Annotated in this window: 23 protein-coding genes; all 23 read right to left on the bottom strand. The window is 36.5% G+C overall.

What is annotated here, in order from left to right; genetic code table 11:
- Window positions 1-10: 10 nt before the first annotated feature.
- Entirely contained in the window at window positions 11-1,189 is a 1,179-nt protein-coding gene (locus tag MCG98_RS10205; protein ID WP_275891322.1) for a Coenzyme F420 hydrogenase/dehydrogenase, beta subunit C-terminal domain, read from the bottom strand.
- Between the two features lie 34 nt (window positions 1,190-1,223).
- Window positions 1,224-2,324, bottom strand: a complete 1,101-nt coding sequence (locus MCG98_RS10200; RefSeq protein WP_240301881.1) for a polysaccharide pyruvyl transferase family protein — start codon at window positions 2,322-2,324, stop codon at window positions 1,224-1,226.
- Entirely contained in the window at window positions 2,290-3,531 is a 1,242-nt protein-coding gene (locus tag MCG98_RS10195) for an O-antigen ligase family protein (RefSeq protein WP_240301880.1), read from the bottom strand. The genes MCG98_RS10200 and MCG98_RS10195 overlap by 35 nt, the downstream gene beginning before the upstream one ends.
- An 88-nt stretch (window positions 3,532-3,619) precedes the next feature.
- Window positions 3,620-4,027: an adenylyltransferase/cytidyltransferase family protein gene (locus MCG98_RS10190; RefSeq protein ID WP_240301879.1), complete on the bottom strand. Its 408-nt coding sequence runs from the start codon at window positions 4,025-4,027 to the stop codon at window positions 3,620-3,622.
- A gap of 6 nt (window positions 4,028-4,033) precedes the next feature.
- A complete protein-coding gene (locus MCG98_RS10185) occupies window positions 4,034-5,101 on the bottom strand; it encodes a glycosyltransferase family 2 protein (protein ID WP_240301878.1) in 1,068 nt (355 codons plus the stop codon).
- A 37-nt stretch (window positions 5,102-5,138) separates the two neighbouring features.
- Complete coding sequence (locus tag MCG98_RS10180) at window positions 5,139-5,993, bottom strand: hypothetical protein (protein WP_240301877.1); 855 nt, start codon at window positions 5,991-5,993, stop codon at window positions 5,139-5,141.
- A 12-nt stretch (window positions 5,994-6,005) separates the two neighbouring features.
- The gene (locus MCG98_RS10175; RefSeq protein WP_240301876.1) at window positions 6,006-6,866 is read right to left on the bottom strand and encodes a LicD family protein; all 861 of its coding nucleotides are present in this window, start codon (window positions 6,864-6,866) and stop codon (window positions 6,006-6,008) included.
- Between the two features lie 24 nt (window positions 6,867-6,890).
- Window positions 6,891-7,427 (bottom strand): acyltransferase, encoded by a 537-nt coding sequence (locus MCG98_RS10170; RefSeq protein ID WP_240301875.1) that lies wholly within the window; start codon window positions 7,425-7,427, stop codon window positions 6,891-6,893.
- Complete coding sequence (locus tag MCG98_RS10165; RefSeq protein WP_044983617.1) at window positions 7,427-8,197, bottom strand: SDR family oxidoreductase; 771 nt, start codon at window positions 8,195-8,197, stop codon at window positions 7,427-7,429. Before MCG98_RS10165 ends, MCG98_RS10170 begins: the two co-directional genes overlap by 1 nt.
- 22 nt (window positions 8,198-8,219) lie before the next feature.
- Entirely contained in the window at window positions 8,220-9,512 is a 1,293-nt protein-coding gene (locus MCG98_RS10160; protein ID WP_240301874.1) for a hypothetical protein, read from the bottom strand.
- A gap of 42 nt (window positions 9,513-9,554) precedes the next feature.
- On the bottom strand, window positions 9,555-10,325 hold the full coding sequence (locus MCG98_RS10155; RefSeq protein WP_240301873.1) for an MBL fold metallo-hydrolase: 771 nt from the start codon (window positions 10,323-10,325) through the stop codon (window positions 9,555-9,557).
- Between the two features lie 11 nt (window positions 10,326-10,336).
- A complete protein-coding gene (locus MCG98_RS10150) occupies window positions 10,337-11,551 on the bottom strand; it encodes a glycosyltransferase family 2 protein (RefSeq protein WP_240301872.1) in 1,215 nt (404 codons plus the stop codon).
- Between the two features lie 9 nt (window positions 11,552-11,560).
- Window positions 11,561-12,325, bottom strand: a complete 765-nt coding sequence (locus tag MCG98_RS10145; protein WP_275891321.1) for a sugar transferase — start codon at window positions 12,323-12,325, stop codon at window positions 11,561-11,563.
- A gap of 21 nt (window positions 12,326-12,346) precedes the next feature.
- Entirely contained in the window at window positions 12,347-13,600 is a 1,254-nt protein-coding gene (locus tag MCG98_RS10140; RefSeq protein ID WP_240301871.1) for an aminotransferase class I/II-fold pyridoxal phosphate-dependent enzyme, read from the bottom strand.
- A 54-nt stretch (window positions 13,601-13,654) separates the two neighbouring features.
- Window positions 13,655-13,870, bottom strand: a complete 216-nt coding sequence (locus MCG98_RS10135) for a hypothetical protein (protein ID WP_240301870.1) — start codon at window positions 13,868-13,870, stop codon at window positions 13,655-13,657.
- A gap of 403 nt (window positions 13,871-14,273) precedes the next feature.
- A complete protein-coding gene (locus MCG98_RS10130; protein ID WP_240301869.1) occupies window positions 14,274-15,398 on the bottom strand; it encodes a site-specific integrase in 1,125 nt (374 codons plus the stop codon).
- 937 nt (window positions 15,399-16,335) lie between these two features.
- Window positions 16,336-16,680, bottom strand: a complete 345-nt coding sequence (locus tag MCG98_RS10125; protein ID WP_240301868.1) for a holo-ACP synthase — start codon at window positions 16,678-16,680, stop codon at window positions 16,336-16,338.
- Between the two features lie 368 nt (window positions 16,681-17,048).
- The gene (locus MCG98_RS10120) at window positions 17,049-17,294 is read right to left on the bottom strand and encodes a hypothetical protein (RefSeq protein WP_345891716.1); all 246 of its coding nucleotides are present in this window, start codon (window positions 17,292-17,294) and stop codon (window positions 17,049-17,051) included.
- A gap of 104 nt (window positions 17,295-17,398) precedes the next feature.
- Entirely contained in the window at window positions 17,399-18,616 is a 1,218-nt protein-coding gene (locus tag MCG98_RS10115) for an acyl-CoA reductase (RefSeq protein WP_240301866.1), read from the bottom strand.
- On the bottom strand, window positions 18,597-19,688 hold the full coding sequence (locus tag MCG98_RS10110) for an acyl-protein synthetase (RefSeq protein WP_240301865.1): 1,092 nt from the start codon (window positions 19,686-19,688) through the stop codon (window positions 18,597-18,599). Before MCG98_RS10110 ends, MCG98_RS10115 begins: the two co-directional genes overlap by 20 nt.
- Before the next feature lie 789 nt (window positions 19,689-20,477).
- Complete coding sequence (locus tag MCG98_RS10105; RefSeq protein ID WP_240303410.1) at window positions 20,478-21,584, bottom strand: DegT/DnrJ/EryC1/StrS family aminotransferase; 1,107 nt, start codon at window positions 21,582-21,584, stop codon at window positions 20,478-20,480.
- Window positions 21,585-21,750: 166 nt separating this feature from the next.
- Window positions 21,751-22,458: a thioesterase domain-containing protein gene (locus MCG98_RS10100; RefSeq protein ID WP_240301864.1), complete on the bottom strand. Its 708-nt coding sequence runs from the start codon at window positions 22,456-22,458 to the stop codon at window positions 21,751-21,753.
- A complete protein-coding gene (locus MCG98_RS10095) occupies window positions 22,451-23,881 on the bottom strand; it encodes an AMP-binding protein (protein ID WP_240301863.1) in 1,431 nt (476 codons plus the stop codon). Before MCG98_RS10095 ends, MCG98_RS10100 begins: the two co-directional genes overlap by 8 nt.
- Between the last annotated feature and the right edge of the window lie 15 nt (window positions 23,882-23,896).

Below are 23,896 nucleotides of genomic sequence, written 5' to 3'. Positions count from 1 at the left end.
TTACCATTACTTATCTATGACGTAATTTCCAAATTAAATTGTAAATAGGTATATATACTCCCAATTTGTAAAGTATTTTTTTGATTCTGCCATGTGAAATTTCAGGCATATTTGCCGACAAATTTTCTGAAATATTTAAAGTGTGCAAAGAATTAAAAAAAGAATCCCTTTTATTATTTCTCTTATGTTTTTCAACTAAAGGTGGATTCACTGTTATAACATTGTCTAAATTTTCCATCTCCCAATTGAATAATGATTCGATATCTGAAAATATTTTTTTCCCATTCAAAGTCAGTGGAATAACGACTGAGGCTCCCTTATTTTTACATCCCTTCATCATTTTTTTATTAATTCCCCAATGATCTCCTATAATGATATCGGTATTTAAAGAATTAATCTTAAAAGAGCATTCAAAACATGCCCCACAAATTGTCAAGCCCTTTACGTAATTTGCACCATAAATATTCTGCATAATAACTTCATGTATACTATTACCACTTTGGAAATCAAACTGCATATTAGCTACAAGCCACCCTTTAGATTTGCTGCGGTGATTAATATAAGTAATTTTACTTTGTTCTCTTTTTTCCAAATCCTCTTTATATAAACGCCAAACCTCCGGCGAAGGACATCCTCCGCATATTAGAGAAATGCTTAAAATATTATCTGTATCTTTTATACTATTTTTCAGTGCTGTAACTTGACAAGGCAGGCCACAAAACAATACTTTTCTTGTTTTTGAAATATTTTTGACTTCTTTTAAGCAATTACCAAGATCACTTTGGACATATTTCGAACCACGCATTTTTTCGACAATATTTAAATCATCTGTACAAACATGCTTTGCAACAAAATCTTTATCCCAAATACACCCGCAAACTGCACCTCCATCATGTATAATCCTCTTTGCCAGTTCATAAAAAACACCTCCAGAGGTGCTTTTCATCCTACTCTCTTCATCTAAAGTATAAGTTGCATAGCATTTTACCCCAGATAAATCTCTATCTATTGTGGATTTATTTAAAACTGGACATATTTTTTCACACAATCCACATTGTGTACATTTCTCAGTGTCAATAAAAGAAATATAAAATCCTTTTTCAGATTGTTTCATTTTTACGGCTCCATGTGAACATGTTGAATAACACGCCGTACACCCCATACACAGATTTTTATCAAAATCAAGCATAGCAGTACTCCTACATTCGTTTGTATATTGCCCATTATCCTATAATTGCATTTTTTAGCCACTGAAACGATTTATCTCTAAGCTGCTGCATTCTGAAATTAACTTGATCGTAATCTATCATATTCATTACCTCTTTCGGCTCCACATTTATAAGTTGTTCCAACCCCAAATTATCTAGGAGATTCTTTACTCTCTCTGGATTTTTCATATTAAGAATCGGGATAAATTTTTTATTTAAATTTAAAGAAAAGGCAACTCCATGAAATGAGTTTGTAATAATAAGTTCTGCATTATCCAAAAGGCTAAGGAATTCTCCAACTGTAGGTGCTTGAATTACTTGATCGACACCATTTGTCCTCTTAGAATGAGACTGAATATTCCAAATAGGCAAATTAAGTTCTTTAGCATATTTTTTAACCTCCTCCATATATAATGAAATACCACTCCAAACAAAAAAACATAAAATGTATTTCTGACTGTCCTTTTTCTTATAACTGAGCTCATCAGGAAAACACGCTTCCCAATCACCCCGATTTAATAACAGTGTCGGGTCACTGACAACTTGGATCTTTTTGTCCGTTAGACTTTGCAATTGTCTTTTAGCATGTTCCTCTCTAACACTAATTGCAGTAAAATTTTTTAAATAACTAGATAAAAGAATCTTCTCTCTATCGTTTATTTCATAGCTTCCCATACTTGCTGCGTAGGATATCCTTCTTTTCGCCTTACCGAAATCCAGCAAGAAAAATGGATCTATTTCTCCCATAATTTCCGGATTCCAAATTTGATCGCTTCCGCATACCAAAACATCATACTGTAAGTCCTTCAATTCAAAAACAGAATGATACTTTTTTGTAACGCATCCGTATAAAGAATCTAATTTTGATGAATCTCGATACGGATTTTTTCTCATATCATATAAATACATTCTGGCATAGAAATTAGCGCACTGCTTTATCTTTTTTATAAAGGAAACATTTTTGGTTTTCAGTTCTGTTTGCTCATAAATGTTTTCATAATTTATTATTTCTACTCTGTCACTGAAGTTTTGACACAGCTTAACCATCGCCACTGCCTGAAGGCATGCCCCATAACTGAATTTAGCATGATGAATTGTTGCTATGCCTATCTTCATAATACATTCTCCTCCCACGGTTATCTTGCTTATATAACAACGTTAGTATGTCATTTGTCTCTCTGCATTTTTTATAAACATATCTACATATTATCATCGGCATCCAAAATGTGGCGCACTCATAACCATTAACAAAAAATAGTGGCACAAAAAAGCAAATCATAAATCCGGCCATAAACACACCATTCCCCCTATTCACTTTTCTGTGTTCCCAAAAAATCCACAGAACAATAAAAGCTCCGATCAATCCCTGTCCAACTAAAATATCAATAAAACAATTATGTGTTTTCCATTGAGTATCCAACAGAGAATAATAAGACCCCGATTCAATCCCGCTTCCAATGACCGGTTTTGCAAAAAATCCATTCATTGCATACGTCCATATCGTAACCCTGGAGTTACTTGTATAATTATCAAAATCCATAGTTCTTGCAAAAATGGCACTTTTTGACACTATTACATAAAGAACTATCCCACCAATAATCAGAGCAGCTATAATTAATGGTTTGTTCATTTTATGCTCAGAATCAAAAACCATTTTAATAAATATAATACTCATGGTAAGCATCATTGCCATGAAGCATGCCCGTGAACCAGCAATGAACATAGCAACAAAGATAATTGCTGCCTTCATTAATAAACTTCTGCGTCTTGCAAATAGTCCTACATACAAATGATAAGCGAATGTCGGGAGTATAAATGCAGATAAATAATTTACATCTTTTGCAATTCCAAAATACTGAATAGTAACTCTTATATTACTGGCATTAAACACCTGTATTCCAACAGAAAATATGTAATTAAATATAAGCACCACACATAATAAAAAACCGAAATTCACATAAAACTTCAGAATCATATTAAACGTGTCATCCGACAAAACAACATTTGAGATAATCACGTAGGAAAGTATACAAAACTCTAAATTTATAAATGTTGATTGATTTAATTCAATTTTAGAAAGATATGTGGATAACGCCGCTGAAATCCCAAGAAAAACCACTAATAAATTTAACTTCCCTTGAAAGTGCTTTTTCATAAAAAAACTTGCACCAAGCAAAAGGAAACTTGGAAACCAAACAAAGGAAAGTCCGGCTAAATATATATTTCCATTGAATACCGTCATGATAATCATCAAATAAATACTTACCAGAAACAATGTTTCATTGGCCGTTCTTCTTTTAATTGTTAACCATGAATGATTCATTCCTGTACTCCTAAATACCCGTCTAATACATTCCTATTGTGCATATAAATTATCTCCTCAATATCATCTTAATTCTCTATAAATAATATTATTTTAAACTTTGTAACTGTTTCTTAATTTGTGAAGAGCAAATTCCTGGTGTCCTGGGCAGACGAATAACTCCCTTTCTATTTTTTTGACACCACTTTACTGCTCGCTGGAATCCTATATGATTTTGATCCTCGCCAATTGCAAAAACATCAAAGTCAACATCTGGCAATGTTTTATCAACATCTTCATAAATTATTACTTCATCTACAACTTTTAAAGCGCTTACCATATGCACTCTCTGCTCAGTAGTATACAAAACATTGGCATCAGGTTTTGTCTTCAAAATACAATCGCCATCTTGAACAGCAACAATCAGATAATCACCTAATTTTTTAGCATTCTCAAATACTCTTAGATGGCCAAGGTGAAAATAATCAAACACTCCTACGGTAATAACCTTTTTCATATTATTTTACTTCCTCTCACACATTTTTTTCCCATGCTTCCTGTTATATATATTTCTTGAAAAGTTCATAAGACCATAAAGCTTAAATCTCAACAGCCAAAATTTAATCTTACTATTTCTGTTTAAGTCGCCAGACTTAATATGCCTGTATATGTCTTTATATGGTGATTTTTTAAAGAAATCTATATTATCTTTCCACCGTTTAAATAGCCCATCCGGATTCTTGTCATTAAAGAATTTCTGACTTACACATCTTTGCATTGCTATAAATACCCTTAAATACAGAGTATCTATAAATGATTCCTTTTTTTGATGTTTTTTAGCAAACTGAAATATCTCTTTAACATATATATCCTGTTCATAGTCAGCATTTTTTCTAAACCCGTTAACCATACCTCCTTCTGTATCGCGGTAATGATATACTGGCCGTGAAACATATTCAACTATGTCGGCTTGTTCTACTGCGTATAAAAAATAAATACTATCTTCACCATATGGAACAATAGTAAAATAAAGATCATTTAAACGTATAAAATCTATATCAAATACCTTTGCCCATCCGGAGCCAATAAAAAGCTGATCACCATTGTTACGAGTTGGAACAAGACAGCACTCTTTCTGCAATTCCTCACGTTCTGCATAGGAAACGAATCTTTTTCCATCCTCATAATAGGGAGTACAGGCAACCTGCTGCTGCGCATAATTTCTATATCCATTATAAATATAAAAATCCGCTAGTTCTTTTTGGCTTTCAATTCTTCTCAAAAAAGATTCTGCGAAGTTTTTATCTACCCAATCATCGCCATCTACATAAGTAATCCATTTAGACTGGCATGCTTTCGTTCCCGCATTTCTAGCATCAGATAAACCACCGTTCTTTTTGTGGATCACTTTTATCCGTTCATCCTTTAGAGCATTTTCATCGCACAGTTTCCCACAATCATCAGGTGAACCATCATCAACAAGAATAAGCTCAATATTTTTATGCGTCTGTCCGATAATACTGTCTATACAATTTTGAAGCAAATCATATGGTACCTTATATACCGGCACAACAAAGCAAAAATCCATCATTTTAAACTCCTCTTACTCACTTCTATACATTTAAATATCAACGATACCTTAATTTGATATACACTTTTATAAATATTCTTTTAAGATAAGACATCATATAAAGTGGATACTGGTATATAATCCTGCCACCATCATACCTCTGAGCAATAATGTTGACACTCACACCTGCTCTTTTCAGTCTCATATCAAGCGTGTTATCTTTTGTCCTTGAGAAAACTGTTATTCCATTTTTTGAAAAATTTTCTATCTCCCCGGGATGCTTTAATGTACAGTACCAAGGATAAGAAATAAACCGAATATTTTTTTCCAACAACTCCTGAGGTGTTATTGTAGTCTTATCATCCTCATTCTTCTCAAATCGCACACATGCTATAATATTGGCCCTCGCCGTCACATTTTGAATGCCCATGACCATTTCCTTGTTATACGATTCAATCAAAAGTCTATCCCAGATTTCCACATTATTGCCAATATATTGCGATAAATTTTCTACAAACATAGCTGTCTCTTCACTCGTAAAGAGCCCAAACAAATCCAGCATCACAATCATATCGTTATATTTAATTAACAACTCAATAATAAGTCCCATAGATAATGGCTTTAATCCTTTTGTAGATATTGAAAATAACTTGTGTCCCATAAACCATTTAGAAGTACAATTCTCTGGCAAATCAAAAATTTCCAACCTTCGCAAATCTTTTTTGTTAAGATGATGGGCCACAGCTACATACTCACTATCAGACGTCTTAGCCATATCAATCTCAAAAATCCGGACACCTTTTCGGTACCAATAGATCAATGCATCTTCTGTATTCGTCTGTCGAAGTCCTTTATATGCACCATTTCCGTGCATAGCATACTGATATGTATCTTTTATCTTTAATAAATTCATAGTCTAGTCTCTCTAGTTGTACCACTTTATACAACTATCTGGAGAATCCATCATATTAACAGGATGCTCCGGCTTTCTTTTTCCCTCTGGCAATAACTTATTGTAGTCTCCATACATTTCTTTTAGAAATGTATGGGCATTCTTAATTGCCATTAACCTTTCACCACGAAAAAGTACATCTACATATCCGGAGTTATAACTTTCAATATTAAATCTTCTACTTGTTTCATACATCCTAGATGTATATCTAGTATACAGTCCTGATGATTGATGACTCTTAATGGCTACAGTCTTATCATTTAATTCAAAAACATCTCGCTTTCCAATCACAAGTATTGCAATCACTCTTAACACCGATTCCGCAATTTGTCGTAATATTCTATAGAATCTGTTGAACTTATCATGCCTGACATTTCTAACATTACTATTATTAAAGTATATACGTAGAAATTGCGTCTTAAACTTTTTCCACATAAATACAATAGAACTTTTAGGCATATCTTCATTGATGAACAAATCAATGTACACCTTTTTAATATCAAATCCTGGTGCGGTAATCCGATCTAAAAAATGAATCTTTAATAAGCGCACTGAGGAATCTTGTTGTATCGCTTTACGAATTTTATCATATTCCCCTCGAGTTACCATTACATCTGCATCGTCATCCCAAGGAATAAAATCCCCATGTCTGAAAGCTCCTAACAGAGTCCCATCAGCAAGAGAATAATAAATTTTATTTTTTCTGCAAAATGTATCAAAGATAAGCAATAATTCTAGCATTTCATCATGCGTTTCTTTTAACCTAAATTTTTCCTCATAATCCCCCATCTCACTATAAGGGTGTGGAATATTTATATTAGCCACCGCAGACATTTCGTATTCTCCTCATTAATAAATTTAGTCCGTATACTTTTTCTGAAATTCTTCCCATGCCTTTTCACAAGATGTGTATTTTCTGACCCTTTTCCGTTTTGCAACTAAATCATCAAAAGTTCCTATTATTTTTGCCGGACTTCCTGCAAAAACAGTTCCTCCCGGAATGTCCTTGGTAACCAGACTATTAGCCCCTATCACAACATTTGAACCTATTTTGACATTTCCAAGTATAATTGTTCCTGTGCCAATAAACACATTGTCCATAATCTCAATACAACCAAACTGTTCCGTGTACTCTTTACTCTCCTTAATTCCATGATATTTAAAATTCAATACCCCGTGAATGGCATCATGCACTACGAATTTAACACCCGATGCAACTTCAATATTATTATGAAACGAAATCAATTCTGCATGTAACGGTACAAGCATTGCAGGCAAACGTACATTTTTTCCCACATGATGAAATATTTTCTTTTTTCTGGCATAATTAGCTCTTTTCATTTGATCAAAAAACATAAAAAAACGTATTGATCTGACCATTCTGCTTATGTTCATTAGATATACTCTCCCGCTGTTACCCTAAATGTACTTCCGGTCATCATTGCACTCGCATCACTTAACATATAAATAATGGCTTCTACATAATCATTTCTTTCACACATACGTCCCAATGGGAGGATAGCAGCTGCTCTTTTTCGCAGTTCTGCTTCACTTTCACCCAGTCTTTTTCGTAGCTCCACCTCCCCTTCTGTAGGCGTCCATCCCAACGTCAGGTAATTACACCTTATCTGCTCTACCGCATAATTATGAGCAATGTGCTCCATTAGTGTACGTAACACACCCTTCGAGCACGCATATGCCGCTCTGTCTTTTTGTCCTCCCCATGCATGCGCGGAACCGGTAAGAACGATGCTACCACCGCCAGTCTTTCTCATATATTTGATTGCCTGCTGACAACAGAAGAAACATGATTTAAAATTCACATCCATAATCCAGTCAAATGTTTCCTCACTGCAGGAATCCAAAGGACTAACTGGAGTTACCCCTGCATAGTTAAAAAAACCATCAATTTTCCCATATGTTTCATATGCTTTATCAAATAGCTTCATGCAATCTTCAACCTTCAATAAATCTGTATGTACAAAAATCCCTTCCGAACCGAAAATTTTTACATTTCTTAATGCTTCTTTTGCTGCTTTTTCGTCTCTTCCGCCTATAACAACCTTTGCGCCTTCCCTTCCACAAACCTCCGCCATTGTTTTTCCGACACCTTTTGTTCCGCCTGAGATCACAATAACCTTGTCTTTTAATCTATGCAATTCCATGATTTCTCCCTATGAATTATGCTTACTTCAATTCCAACGCAATATCTACATCAAAACCATTAAGGACCATGTTGTTTCCGTTGACATCATAAACTTTCACTTTGTCCTGATACTCTTTTAAGCATTCTGCCAGTTCTTCTTTCGTATCGCATACCAGATACATCCTGGTCAATACCTGCTTCTCGTTTCCAATCCATTCTGGTACAACGACATCTCCTGCGTAAAGTCTTTGAATATTTGCCACAACTCTCTCGTCACCCTTGATATTGTCCAGACCTTCAATCTTAGCTATCCTTCCCTGCTTTAGCAGAAACCATAGCGTACTTGCCCATTTACCACGAAGCCTGGCCATATCATCTGTTTCCAGATCAATATTGCCTTCTGATCCGGTCAATGCAAAACAAATCAACATTTCTCTCTGGTCAAATCCATGAATTGCTTTCATGAGAAGATGCGGTGCTTCCCCCTGCAAACGAAATCCTGTATCATATACGTAAAACTCTCCGTTTTCATAAAATCCGGAAAGCATTAATACGCCATTCTTAATTCCAATTTCTTTAAACATCCGAACTGCATTTTCATGCATACGTAAAAAGTATTCATCAAGATGTTTAGAAGGATACGTGCCTCCCAAGCACACACGGCTCAATCCCGGCTGCTCATCTGTCGTATATCGGTCATAAATACAGGAAGCACTGCAGTAACCATCCTTAAACGTATAATACATTCCCATATCATCACAAAGCATATACTTTTCAACAATAAAACGCTTTTTGTTAGAGGCATCCAGAGCCTTTTTTACACCCTCTTTAAGTTCAGCTTCATTATATGCGACTGTCATCCCGACACCCCCACCATTATCAACCGGCTTTATCATGACCGGATATCTGATTTTATCCAAATCCTCCCTTTTCATCTCTGGATCCAGATAATATTCCGGAATACCATGCACTCCATATCTTTCACAGGTTGTTTTAAATACATCTTTAAATGCAAACACATCCACAATTTGCTGTGTTGCATAACATGGAAGTTCCAACGCATTACATACTTTGCAATAAGAAGGGACAAGCACGTCGGCAACACCTACAAGCACCCCATCTATCTGTTCATCTCTTGCCAGTGCAATCAGTCCCGGAACATCCATTCCATCCACATCATAGGATTTCCATGCTGCTTTTTTTGCCGGATCGGTATGTCTTCCACTAGATACGATTGTTTTAATTCCCATGCTATTCGCTATTTCCACAAGGGGAGTTGTCTCCGGATTTCCTCCAAGAATTAATAGTTTTTTTCCTTCAAATGCTTTATCCATACCGCTCTTCTCCTTTAAATCTATATTTTCTAATTTTACGGCTTATATTTCAACGCATTCTCCTTGCATCATAATCAGAAATTTGTTTAGTGTATATTCTTCCTTCATAATGTTAAAAAACATTCCGGGATCCCCTCCGTGTGATGCAAACATTCCATAATGGCATGGAACCAAAAACTTCGGCTTTAAAATATCCGCAAGCTGAGCACATTCCCGTTCATTTAAGTTTCCAAAAGCACCGTTGATTGGAGCTATCATTACATCAAACGGCCCCTCACTAAGATACTCGTCTTTTCTGTCAAGCCGCAAACAAGTATCTCCCACTTCCAGGATTTTTTTTCCATCAACCGTAACAACAACACCAACTGCATCCGGTACATCGACTCCGTGATCGCAATTTATAAAATGCAAAGAAAAATCTCCATTCACATAACTTTCACCCGATACCACGTACTGAATTCTTTCATCACTCATTTCTAATCTTCGGATATCTTTTTTACAATCTGCCGCTGCGTATAACTGTGTCCTTCTGTTTGCCATTAATAGTGGAATTGCATCAGAATCAAAATGATCTCTGTGTGAATGCGTTGTGATAATAACATCAAACTCCAATTCTGATGGGAATAAAATCTTAGGAAGCATTCTTTTGTATCCCATATGGCCTTCTACTCTTTCTACACAGTCTGTTAAGTACATATCAATTCCCAAAAGCTGCCCGCTGCTGCTTTTCACAATATATCCTGCCTGTCCTACAGAAAAAAGCCATGTTTTTCCCAAAGCTGCTGCAGATATCCTTCCTGCAAATTCATTCATCTCTCTCACCATCAATCCTTTAAATACTGTTTTATCAGCTCTTCTCTCTCATTTTCAGGACATTCCACAGTGAGAATCCTTTTTCTGGAAATACCATAATCAAGCAATCGTTTTGCTATTTTTTCTCCAACAATGTTATCTACCGTTGCAATCAAAACATAATCAAACGACCTCTGCGTGATACTCTCTACCGAATCCACATCCATACAGCAACGCCGGTATTCCCGATAATCATCATCTATCCAACCGATGACATTACAGTGTTTACTCTCCTTAAAACGATTTACAAGCTGCTGTCCAAATGTACCTGCACTGTAAACAACAACATTTTTACCATAGTAAGTATTGTCATATGTAGAGAAAGCATCAATGCATCGATCGACAGGAAGACCTCCGCCAGACCTCATAATACAGATTCCTAATACATAATCATTAATCTGTTCCTGTAATCTATAAACCTTATCATACTGGGCTGCAAAAGAACTCATAAATGCATATAAATGTTTCAGTTTCCGAGCCTCTGTCTCAAATCCCGCATTTTGTTTCAGCATGGAATCTTCTCTCTGACGGTAATGATACGCTACATTATCTGTGATACAGAGTCTTTCACATTTCATAAGAGCCGGATATGTCACTGCCGCGTCTTCACCTATTGATATTCTGTCGTCTACTTTCATCTGTACATCACATAAAATGTTTCGTTTGAATAGCTTGTTCCACACATATGTCATAATACCCGGTCTATAAAAATCACTATATGAAATCATTGTCTTTCTTACATCATCTAATCGGCTGCCTTCATAGACTCCAGCAGGAATACAATTATAAAAATGTTCGCTTTTTTCAAATAAATCCCTACTATGCCCCGCAGCTGTCAGATCCGCTTCTGATGCTATCATTTCCGTATATAGCATCTCATAAAAACCGGGACCTACCCAGTCATCTCCATCCACATAACCTATATATTCTCCAGTTGATGCTTCCAAACCAGCTTTTCTGGCAGATACTAAACCACCGTTCTCTTTGTGAACAACCTTTATACGCGAATCTTTTTTAGCATACAAATCGCATATTTCCGGACACCTGTCGGACGAACCGTCATCCACCAAAATAATTTCGAGATTTTCATATGTTTGATCAATCAAGCTCTCTATACATCTGCCAATATATCTATCAATTTTGTATATTGGAACAATTACACTAATCAAGGATTCTTCTTTGTGCATTTTTACTCCTTACACCTCCACATTATTCCTCATGTGCTTTATCTTTACATAATCTGCAAAATCTTCCATGGTAGCTGAAGTAGCCGATGAAATTCCTTCGCGCTTCAACACAGTTTTCACTGTCTGAAAGATAATTTTCCAATCTCCTAAAAAAGAAATATTGTCAACATAATGTACATCCATATCAAATTTTTCTTCCCATGTAACCGCATTTCTACCATGCACCTGTGCATATCCAGTAAATCCAGGTTTTACTTCATGCCTTCTTGCCTGTAATGAATTATAATAAGGAAGATATTTTATCAAGAGTGGCCTTGGACCAACAACCGCCATGTCGCCTTTGAGGATATTGATCAATTCCGGCAGCTCATCAAGAGATGTGGAACGGAGCCATTTTCCAAAAGAAGTGAGTCTGACTTCGTCCGATTGCAGTTCGCCGCTTTCATCTCTCTCATCCGTCATGGTACGGAACTTATATAAGGTAAAAATTTCTCCATGCAGCCCCGGACGCTTTTGTCTGAAGATCACCGGTGACCCTAATTTAATGCGGACCAGCATTGCGGTAACTGCCATTACCGGTGACAGAATAAGTACAGCAAGTAACGCGCAGCAAAAATCCTGCGACCGTTTTATGTGTTTTTCATAAAAGCTCTTTTTATGTGAGATCTCCTGCTCTTTCTTCTGTTTGTTTTTTGCGTTCTTTCTAATGAGATAAGCAACGCTTCCGACACCCGATCCAATAACAGCAGCGATTGCTGCGCTTTTCTTATTCATATCATTACTCCAACACGGATTTTACTCAAAACAACGCTTAACAATCTCACTCACCACATCCTGCTGCTCCGCCGTCATCTTATTATCACTCGGCAGACACAATCCCCTGTGGAAAATATCCATCCCCACATCCAGCGGCAATCCATCAGCCCCAACGCTCCCGCCACCAATATAAGCATTCGTCTTAGCCCTTCCATCGCCATCACGGGTGACAAATCCGTTGCTTCTGTAAATCGGCTGCATATGCATCGGTTTCCATACAGGCCTTCCCTCCGCGTTATATTTCGCCAGAGTTTCCAGAATCTCCGTCGGGCAGCTCTTTCCGGGTTCACTCACATAGAGTACCTCCTGTTCTCCACGCACCTGCTTACACATCGCTTCCGGGATAATTAACAGACAGGACAGCCAATAATTAGGCTCCGAATTTTCATCATCAAATGGATTCATCATCACCGGTAAATCTCTGAATCCTTCCTTATATCGCTCATAAATCACCTTTTTCTGCGCGATGTGTTCATCCAGATAAGGAAACTGTCCCCTCACCACCCCCGCGATCACATTGCTCATGCGGTAGTTATAACCCAGCTCCTCATGCTGGTACCACGGCGCCTGTTCCCTCGCCTGAGTGGACCATTTCCTGACCTTGTCCGCCGCCTCCTGATCATCGGTAAGCAGCATACCGCCGGCCGATCCCGTGATGATTTTATTTCCATTAAATGAGATCGCGTTATAAGATCCAAATGTCCCCGTCTGCACGCCTTTATATGTGGCTCCCAGAGATTCCGCCGCGTCTTCGATGATCACTGCATTATGTTTTGCACAAATATCTCTGATCTCATCAACCTTGCCGGGAGTTCCGTACAGATGTGCAAATACCACGACTCGCACGTCCGGATAAAGTTCAAATGCTTTCTCCAAAGCATTTGGATCCATGTTCCAGGTGTCATACTCAGTATCGATAAAGATCGGTACTCCGCCCTCATACACCACCGGATTGACCGTGGCGTCAAACGTCATATCCGAGCAGAACACCCTATCCCCCGGCTTCACGTCCGCCAGCTTCACAGCCATATGCAGAGCAGCAGTTCCTGAAGATAACGCAACACTGTATTTACATCCTGTTTTTTCGCAGGCAATCCGTTCCAGTTCATTGATATTTGCGCCCACCGTAGACATCCAGTTCGTCTCATATGCCTCCGTAACATATTTGAGCTCCGGTCCGTGCATAGTGGGTGAACTAAGCCAAACTTTTTCCGAAAATCCAGCAAATTTCATCTGTTTATCTCCTTGTGTTTCACCTTATTTGTTAATGGCATATTCCTTTATTCCTTAACTTTTCAAAATAATCTCCAGGCCAGCCTTAATTTCCTTCTCATGATTGGACACTCCCTCACCCAGCCTGGCAATTCTCTTATGACGGTCTATTTTCCGAATCATATTTTCCCTGCCCATCAGTGGACCCTCCGTCACATAGGTGATACCTTCCCTGATGACTCCTCTCGACATCGCCAGATGATGTTCCGGACCATACAACTTCTTCAGCAACTCTTCTTCCTCCGGTTTTAACACCATAAGCTCCGCTTCACTATCCAATCCTGCACATATATATGGATGATTTTCTATGCATGAGATCAATTTTTTAGGCATATTGCTTTCGAGAAATACATATCCTGGAAATAGAGGCAGTCGTTCCAGATGCCATTGTCCTTCATACTTTTTCAGACATTCATAGGAAAGCACGAATACATCCTGTAAAATCGATTGATCTATATTTTCCCTGAGACGACGGATATATTCCTCCTGGTTTTTCTCAGGGCATGAAATACCTAGCCAGATAATGCCACCTTCTTTCTTAGAGTAGAGTACTCAAAGAAAAAGGGCCGGAAATACTGAGTTTCTCAGCACTTCCGGCCCTGTTCTGACCAGTTTCCTGACGGAAAACAAAAATTTATAAATTTAGTTTTTTCATATTTCTGCGTTTCTGTTCTAACGATGTGTGTACATAACGGTTCAGCGTAATATTTACGCTGGAATGTCCCAGAATTTCACTCAAGGCTTTTATATCAAAGTTATTTTCAATGCATCTTGTCGCAAAAGTATGCCGAAGAACATGAAAATTTACATCGGGAATGTTTAAAATTTTTAATATATTTTTTAATTGATTACTCATGCAACGCGGTTCTACGTATTGTTCACTGCCTGTCAAAAAAAAGCAGCTTGGTGCAGGACCTGAAATATCCTTTATGTGTTTTTTTAAAAAATCGGGCAGCGGAATATCTCTATTTGAACATTTACTCTTAGGCGTAGAAATCAGAATTTTCGTTCTGGGTCCAGCAGTTTCCGGCTCATCCAAAGATTGTATCCTCTGCATCGTACAGCGTATTTGAATAATACCATCTTCACAGAGAATATTTCCCCATCTAAGAGCACACAGCTCCCCGATTCGTATACCAGAATACAGGCTTAGTAAAATACCATCGCAAACACGGTTGTCCTGGCTCAACAGATACCGTTCCAAGCGTTTTTGATCAGGCAAATTTAAGATGGTAATATCCTTTACTTCGGACTTTATCCTGATATTCTGAACCCGGCACGGCAGATGACAGTTTCTTCTTATTCCAAACTCCTGCACTAGTTTCACCACTGCCAAAATATCTTTTACAGATTTCGGAGCCATATTACCATGTCCGTTCTTTTTCCCATATTCAAACAGATATCTTACATAATCCTCTAATTTAGAATTTGTTATTTCTGCAACAGTAAGATTCCCCAGATCAGGACGTATGTGATTTTTTATAATGTTGTAGTATTTAATATAAGAAGAGTCTTTAATCTGAGGCTTTATATTCAACAACCACTGATCTAACATTTCGCTGAAACGTATCTCTGTTATCAGGTCTTTGTATTTGTTTTTTTCAAATTTCACCGTATGTAACTTACTTTTTACTTCCATGTAGGTTTTAGCATAAAGATATCCGTATCGTGCTTTCCCGGATAAATCATAATCTCTAATGTATCTCCCTTCCCATCTCCCATCTTTGCGTTTATAAATGTTTTCTCCTCTTCTCGGCATATGATTCTCCCTCTCTTTGACTAGGATTTGACGATGAATACAACTATTTTGTTCATCATAATTGAGAATATCATAATATAAAAATAAGTTTTTAGATAAATCGATCTGTTTTTGTTTGGATTTGCAAAAACCAAGATAGCAATTATATGAAATTAGTATTGAAATCTATTGAAAATAGGTTATAATAGATGAGTAGTGTATATTAATCGACATTATTTTCATGTTTAGAGTACTCTACTCTAAGAATTGTTTATGTGATAAACGAAAAAAAGACATTTATTTTGTGTACCCGGCATCAGAGCCTGAGTTGCAAAATAAATGTCTTTTTGTAATCATATACGGTAAACTTGTTCAGAAATCTGCTGGAATTCCTCTTGTGAGCGTGGTCATTGAAACCGATCGTTTTTCAGGCATTTATAATAGAAGGACAAATCCATCACCTTCCCAGTACAGTGCATTCAATCGGTTGCATTTACGTCCGCATAGAAGAACAGACTCTTTGGAACCGGAATTTCGATGACTGCGTTACCTATATAAATTGTAATCAAAACTAATTTGTAAGAATGATTTCTTTCCATAGAAATTTCAGCAAATGCCATTGGCATTGAAGCTGATTATTGCGGACTGCAGTGTTGATAAAACAGATGATTTTCTTGTAATATTTTCAATTTCCAGTTTTCGAATTTCTGAAAGCCAGTAGTAATAGCTTTTAAGTTGAATACCATTATCTTCGCATCATCGACAGTTGGAAAGTCCGCTGTCCCGGCAAAGATGGATGATATCCAGCCATTTCAGAATGTTCAATTGAGTTTTCAGGGATAATTCGTTCATAAGATTAGGCCTCTTATTTTACAGTTACTTATAAGAAAACCGAGAACTAAGAAAGACGCCCTAATACTTGGCACCTACAAATTATACTTTGAACTACTTAATTCAATTATTCTATTATACAAAAGGCAATTGCCATATTTACTTCAGTTGTAATACTTATATTGATTATATTCACCCCTGCTCTTTTCATCTGATCAGTTATTGTTACAACTGGTGCTCCATTTTCAAGGCTTAACGTTTCTATTGTTCTTAAATCAATCCTCATCAAACCAGATAAAGCTTTGAATACAGCCTCCTTACATGCGAATCTCCCTGCATAGTATTCATTGACATTACCGTGTTCATTTTTTATCTCATTATCCGTATAGATTGAATATTTAAAATGCTTTCGCTTCAATGCTTTTTCAATTCTTGAAATTTCGCATGCATCGACACCTACGCCTTTTACCATAACCAAACCTACTCCTCATTTTCATCTAAGGAAACCAGAACATTATGTACACTTCATACTGCATAAAGATACCTATATATCCACCTCTCACATCATATTCTTCCATCAACCTTGAAGAAACAGATGCGATAGTCGGTTTCATATTCAGCACTACATCTGAAATCAAACAGACACAGGTTAGGATACCATAATGTGTTTAACCTTTAGCATTAAGTATTACCTGCAATGCAACAAATAACTCTAGAAATTTCATGCATATAACCTGATTCAAACACCATACCATTTAGAAAACCCTTCCATTCATCAACTTTAAGAGTAATTATATCAACCTGATTAGAAATTGTAAGTATTGTATCCCTTGTACAATATTATTTGATAAAATCTTCAACTATTTTTGTAATCTTCACTTTTTCTTTCTTCAAATCTAATCCGGCTTCTCCCGGTTTTCTACCTCTTTCGGCAGTAATAATAATTAAATCACACTCTGTACAGTCTGTGCAATCGCCTGCGTAAAGATCTGTGGCGTCTATGATTACCAGGCCTTGTCTGATATTCATCACTTCACCATCAGCTTTTTTAAGATTTATATCATCCAGTGCAATTTCTGTTACTATATGATGAATTGCAGGGCATAAGCTATTGGAAAATCATCAAAATCTGCTCTTATGATTGTAACTTTACTATTTCCAACAATTACTTCTTTTCTAACCGGTTTCCTTTATTTCAAGACGATGTTTCTCGTCATACTTTCATACAAGTTATAACCATCCCATATTAAATCAAAGTCCATGGTTTTACCCATTGGTACAACTCTGTCAATACCAACAATTCCACTCATTACAAGAGGCTTAACAATCTCCTTATCTCCGATATACGATAATGTCTGACATCTTGTATCATTGCAAAAGTCTCTGATTTCCATAATATTACTGCAGTCATACTCAAAAAAATAACCAGAATTATCTTTAAGTTCCATAAGATCAGCGGTCAACGCAGGCACGCTCATTCTGATAATCAAGTTATCTTTAGATATAATCTTCTTTACACCATCTTTTACTGCAGCTAATATATATCCGCTAGTAAGCTTATTTATTGCTTGAACGCCTGAAATAATATACTTGCCATCAATAAAAGTATGAAGCTCGTTCCAGAACACTTCCTTAGCTTCAACAATCCTACTTCCCATCCAAACAACAGCTCTAGAAGATGTACATGCATTTTGATCTGTCAGATATGTATCGTTATAGAAATCCTGTGCAACCTTTGACTTATTATCAATAGTTAAATACGCATCAGAATCGATTACTGCTAACGAGTATCTATCTGCAAATGTAACTTCTACTGCTCTTGGTTTCATTTTAGATTTACGAAGTTCACTAATGGTGTTATCTCCTCCCCAAACAACCCTAACATCTGCAATTGCAGACATAGCATCATTAATTGTAGATTCATGACCATATTTCACAAGACAAATATATGGTTTCATTTCTGGCATATCAGTCAAGACTTTATTGAATGCTTTATTAATTATTCTTACCTGGTCAAACTCTTTAGATGGAATACGTACAACATTTTTATTCCCGCAAAGAAGCCCAGTAATAAGCGAATACGCATAGTTTACAGGAACATTAGATGGTGCAATGTGAAAAGCAACACCCCTTCCAAGTTTCATTATAGATTTATCTGAATGGGTAAATCTTTTCTTTAACTCTTCAATAGAAGCCTTTCTCATCCAAAATCCCAGTGTTACTACATCAGGATATCTTTTTGCTTCTCTATCCGATAAAAGTACTTTTGCTACTGCATTTAAAAATTCAACAACCGACTCGGCAAATGGAACCTTTGCCGGAGCACTTTGCATTTCACTCATGATGGGACCACTACCAACAGAATACTGAATATTTAGTTTGCTAAAATCATTTAAACTTTGCTGCATAAGTATCACTACACCCCCTTACCTCGGCATTCCTAAGTCTTCCCAAAATCTTAAAGTATTTACCTTTTCTTCCACAAGGACAATCATCCTCACCAAGAATAAATCCCTCATCCTCTGTCAGAAGTGAATGTCCTGGGTAAGATTCAGGAATCGCCGATACGACCTGAATAATTCCTGTTTCTCCTTCCTCACAAATGGAAAAGTCTTTTGGATTTCTGATAATTACATCAGAGAAGATACTTGCGTGTAAATGACCACATTCGCACTGCATATAGATACATCCAGTTTGTTCAACCATTCCATAATAATCGTGGATTGAATTAAGTCCACAGACATCTTTCAGCCTCTGATGGAATTCCTCTGGAGTAACCGCCTCACTAACAAGTTTCTTCCAACCACCACCATGAATCAAAATTCCCTTTGATAGATCAAACTTAATTCCTTCATCGGTCAATCGTACAAGTTCTTGATAAAAATGCTGCCATACCATAAATGTAAAGCCAAACATGAAAATCTTTTTGCCTTCATGTTTCTTAAGAAACGCCTGAATACTCTCGATGTCTAACTGCATATCATCATTTAGTGCATATGCTTTATCAGAGCCAAACATAGAAAATCCAAGAATTCCGGCTCCTCTTGCGGAAAACATCATTCTGTTTTTAACAACAGAGGGGCAGTCAATAATCAACATCGGCATTCTTCCTGCACCTGTAAAATCAGACACTATCTTTACCATGGTCTTCTGCTGATTACTAGCAGTTGTTCTATCTAGATAAATCTTTGATACTGCCTGCCCAGACGTTCCAGATGAAGTCAATGTTTTAAAGATTTTTTCCTGAGGAACACTTTTAAGCTCCATTTCCTTGAACAAACGAACCGGAATAAATGGATAGTCCTCAAATCCATTTGCCTTTTCTGGAACAAAATCGATGCTTTCCATCATTTTTCTGTAAGCCTCACAGTTTTCCATATGCTTTACTGTCAGATCTTTGATTCTCTCCGTAAGCATCTTCATTTTGTCTTTCTTATCCAACGAATATGGAGCAATGGAAAGGATTTTACTGTAATCCATAACCTTAACCTCCTTACATAATTGTTATTTACATTTTTCACCTTTTCTATATGAATGAAAACTACCCTATATAATGAAAACAAACATCATTTCAATTAAAAAACAGCCGATCTTTTATTTGTCCGCATACCTGCCCCGTTCCAGCTATATTATGATACATTCAAAAACCGAATCGCTTCTACAGAGAAAAATAAATATTCATTCACATTCAAAATAATTCTTAATAATCCACTTAACATATTCACCACCTGTGATCTCCTCTGCCCATTTTTAATCAAAGTCTGAAAGATACCAAGCAATTTTAAATTCTATACCTTCAGCAAACATCGTTGTAGGATTCCAACCAAGCTCTGCATTAGCTTGTGAAGAGTCAATTGGATATCTTAAATCATGACTAAGTCTATCTACTGCGTGTCCCAAGTTCTGAAAGAATAATTTTACTATTTCAACATAGCCGCCAAGATTCTTAATCTCACCATTTTTCCTCTTTTAAGAACTGCAAGTATTCCACGACAGTGATCTTTAACATATAAACAATCTCTTAAGTTCAAGCCTTCACAATAAACAAGAAGTACTTTTGCATATTTTTAGGAGAATTATGCAAGAATGCTTTGCACTTACAGGATCCTCAGCCAAAGTTTATATAATACAAAATATAACCTTATAGATAAGGCTGCAAACTCTAACGATGCTATTTAAAGTAACGTGGGTACACAAAAGAAAACGTCTTGTATTTCTATAGTTGCCTTTCAGATCACCCATCTTGCTCTTTCATCCTCTCTGTTTCCTTTAATTTAGAATACTTTCGCAAATTGTGTCAACAACATCCATTGATAAATCCGCATACAACGGAAGAGTCAATACTCTTAACGCTAAGTGCTGTGCTACAGGAGTTTTTTCTACTCCAGCAGTAGGATATGTACGGTAACACTCAAAACTGTTTGTAAGTGGATAAAAATATTTTCTTGTCATTATTCCTTGTTCATTGAGCATTTCAAAAACTTCGTTGCGAGTATACTTGTACCCATCAAAAACGACTGGAAAATATGCATAATTAGATTCTACATTCTCCTGCACTGGACAAAATTTAATGCCTTCGATTCCACTCAAGTTTTGCTTATATCTTTCAACTACTGACTTTCTCTTCTGTATTTCTTTGTCTAAATGTCTTAAATTGCATATACCCATCGCAGCATGAAATTCACTCATCTTAGCATTGCCACCAACATAAGATACCTCTTCCTGTCCACGAATACCAAAATTTTTCATGTCATTAAGAAGCTGAACCCAGCTATCATTCTTAAAGCAAACCGCTCCACCTTCAACTGTATTAAATACCTTTGTAGCATGAAAACTGAACATTGATGCATCGCCACAGTTGGCAATAGACACTCCTTTATACTTTACAGCAAACGCATGCGCTGCATCATAAATTACTTTTAATCCATATTTTTTTGCAATTCTATCTATTTCATCAACATTACAAATATTTCCATACACATGAACAGGAACAATCGCAACGGTTCTATCTGTAATTAAACTCTCCAGTATACACGTATCAATTGTAAAATCTTTATCATTTATATCACAAAACACAGGAACCAAACCATTTCTGACGATTGCATGAGCAGTTGATGCGAAAGTGAAAGGAGTTGTAATTACTTCTCCACCTTTTGGAAGATTAAATGCTGCAATTGCATTTTCTAATGCAAGGTGGCCATTGGTATAAAGAGTCACATGTGGCATCTCAAGATAAGTTTCTAATTCAGACTGAAGTTCCTTATGCTTCACTCCCATATTGGTAAGCCAGTGGCTATCCCATAATTCTTTTATTTCTTCAAAGTATTCTTCCATTTCAGGCATAGAAGAACGTGTGACTAATACTTTATTCTCCATATACACAATCCTTTCATTAGTCATTAAATACAAAATATTATTTTTAAGCAGTTCCATTATGTATCGGATACTTTTAAATAGATCTAAAAAATTTACATTTAATATATCCATTCCAGTCCGTTTTGAATATGAAATCATAACACCGGAACTAACAAACAGAATAAAGCTATTTGTTCCCAATACAAGAATTGACAATATCAGCAACCTCTTGCCAGTGGTCATTAATAAAGAAATGTGTACTTCCTAATTCAAAGTAATCAACATTTCCATTTACAATACACTTCCAGTCTTCCACTCCAGCCGATAATTTATCTTGAGGGCTATAGATTATCGTTGTATCACATGGGATTTTTCCTTCAACATATTTATATTCACCCCAAATTATGTAATCCGCTCTTACCTCTCTTAAAAAAATGCTCAAAAATCTTTTATTACTATAAATCCTTTCATCAATCCCACCTAATTCCTTCATACGATCAGCAAATTGTTCATCTGATAATTCTCTAAATTCTTGACTTTCTGTGTAGCGAAACAAACTACCTCTTGCACACGCAAATGCATGTGTGGGAAATCCTGATATCTTTTTCTGTGATAGAAGGTCATACATTACTGCACTACCTAAACTATATCCAAATAATGCATAGTTAACATCCTGATTTCGTTGTTCATTAATTACGTCAGAAACATCTTCAAGAAATTCATTATAATCTGTAATAAAATTTTCGCCTTTCCGTGTCCCTCTTCCAGCATATTCAATAGTGTGAAATTCGATACTTGGAGACAAACGCTTTTCGAGCTTCCTGAATGATGTTGAGTTTCCACCCGCAAAAGGCAATAGAAACAACTGTATTCTTTTACTATTTACATTAAACATAATACTTAGATAAATCCTTATATATTGTCTTTCCACTTTCGTTATGCGGAATACTGTCAACTTTTATCGTCTTAAAAGCAACCGCATTCAAACCCGTTTTTGCAACCAGAAACTTCTTCATAAGAGGAAGATTTCTTTCCTCAATGCCAAAAATGTATAGTTTATCATCCACACCACCGCAAGCTAAGTCTTCGTGAAATTCTTCTTTCAACATTCTCTCACAGTCATCCAAATTCACACGATTACCGTATATTTTCAGGAAACGCTTCTTCCTTCCAACAATATAGTAGAAACCTTCCTCATCCTTCATTGCCATATCTCCAGTTACATACTTTCCAAAACGCTCATCTGGTTTTTGCAAGTCTGAAGCGGATGTTGCATAGCCCAAAGTTACATTGTTTCCATAGTAAACAAGCTCTCCCACCTGATTCGGTATATCGAATACTTGATTATTTGTATCTATCAACTCAAATCTGCCCCCAGGGATTGCAATTCCCATTGACCCCTGCTTATCCAAAGCCTTTTGCGGGGGCAACCAGCCCATTCTCGCCGTTGCTTCACAAGCTCCGTACATAACAACAAACTCCTTATTATTAGTCTGAGCATACTCCGCAAATTCTTTATGCAATTCAGGTAATAGTTTTCCTCCCGCCTGTGTCATTGTTCTAAGGCTTGGCAAATCCATCCGCATGAATCTTAGGCGTTTCAACATTTCATATGTATAAGGAACTCCACCGAATGAAGTGGCACCTTCCCTTTTGAAAAAATCCCAAAATTCCCTCTGCATCAAGGTTTTATCTGTAAGTAGAATTGTAGCTCCCACATCTAAGTGTGTGTTTATAATGCTAATACCATATGTATAGTTCATTGGCAAAGTTGTAATAGGGCGTTCTGTTTCATCAAGATGCAAATACTCAACAATAGAATCTATATTTGCTCTGATGTTAGAATATGATTGGCGAACAAATTTAGGTGAACCTGTTGATCCTGAGGTCGTAAGCAATAACCCAAGGTCATCAGACAATTGTGCTTTCTTGTCAAAGGGTGTTTTTAGTAACACATAATCAAAGGCTTCATAAACTACTTTTAATCCACTAAATAACCGCCCGTATAAATCAGCTTTAGGAGCCCAGACATAAGCTGGCATATACTCTGTATACAAATCAATCAATAAATCCTCGTCAAGATCATGTTTGAGCATTACTGGAACTACAGTTCCGTTTAAGAATGAAACATAGCCGACTATAGATCCCATCACATTGTCACACATATTGAAGACGAGGCACCGTGCTTCATCCTTATTTTCTTCCGCAATTTCTCCACAAAGTATATTCCCTATTTTATCCAGTTCTTCGTATGATAACGAATTCCCACAATCATCGAGGATTGCTATTTTTTGTCCAAATTCACAAAAGTTCCACATGACTAAGCTCCTTTT

Origin of the sequence: Ruminococcus sp. OA3, from assembly GCF_022440845.1 — a bacterium.
GTDB lineage: Bacteria > Bacillota > Clostridia > Lachnospirales > Lachnospiraceae > Ruminococcus_G.
The sequence above is the reverse complement of the archived record's forward strand: the minus strand, read 5'-3'. Positions and strand labels throughout refer to the sequence as shown.